This window comes from Acinetobacter sp. G11 (assembly GCF_049808495.1).
GTDB lineage: Bacteria > Pseudomonadota > Gammaproteobacteria > Pseudomonadales > Moraxellaceae > Acinetobacter > Acinetobacter kookii.
Map to the genome: position 1 here is coordinate 1 of NZ_JBNCAT010000079.1, position 938 is coordinate 938.

A 938-nucleotide genomic window follows, 5' to 3' on the forward strand; every position below is an offset into this window, starting at 1 on the left:
ATTGCAGAGCAAATATTAAAAAGCCTGTCAGCTCCATTTGAGCTTGATGGCCATAAAATTCATATGAGTGCGAGTATTGGCATTGCAGATGATGACCCTCAAATAGAAAAATCGACTCAATTACTTCATCATGCGATACATGCCATGAATGAAGCGAAAAAAGAAGGCGGAAATGCCTGGCATTGGTATGCGTTTAATTCTATCGGCACACCGAAAATCGATTACGTGCTGATGCGCCACGAATTAATGGTTGCCATGCAAGAAAAGCAGTTCAGGTTAGTCTATCAACCCGTTATTGATGCTCGCTCAGGCCAATTAAAAAGTGTCGAAGCCTTAATCCGTTGGCAGCATCCACAAAGAGGCTTTATCTCTCCGGTAGAATTCATTCCGTTTGCTGAAAAAACCGGCCAGATTGTCGTCATTGGCCAATGGGTGTTACAGCAAGCCTGTCAGGATATTGTAGCGTGGAACAAGAAAAACGGAGCTAACCTGAGTGTAGCTGTCAATCTTTCCCCTTTACAATTTAAGCGCACAGGCTTTTTGCATGAATTGCAGGAAACGCTTGCAGATACCCAGTTACAGCCCGAGTTATTAAAAATTGAAGTCACCGAGACCATGTTAATTGCGGGTGCTGACCGTTCTTTAGAAATTCTAAAAGCTGTTCGTGATTTGGGCATCAAGGTTTCTGTCGATGACTTTGGCACAGGATACTCGAGTCTGAGTTATTTACGGACTTTACCTGTGGATGAGATAAAACTTGATCGCAGTTTTATTGAACATTTACCTCAAAATGAAAAAGATGGCGCGATTGTCGCAGCCATTATTGTTATGGCTCATCAACTAGGATTGCACGTGGTTGCTGAAGGAATAGAAAATCAGGATCAAGCCCAGTTTCTAAAAAAATATGAATGTGATGATTTTCAGGGCTACTATTTTGC

The 938-nt window shown here is 42.0% G+C and carries 1 protein-coding gene; it reads left to right on the forward strand.

Annotated elements, in window-relative coordinates:
- Positions 1-63: 63 nt before the first annotated feature.
- Positions 64-938: putative bifunctional diguanylate cyclase/phosphodiesterase (locus ACPUEY_RS14055; protein WP_425122467.1), on the forward strand; the 875-nt coding region annotated here is incomplete at its 3' end.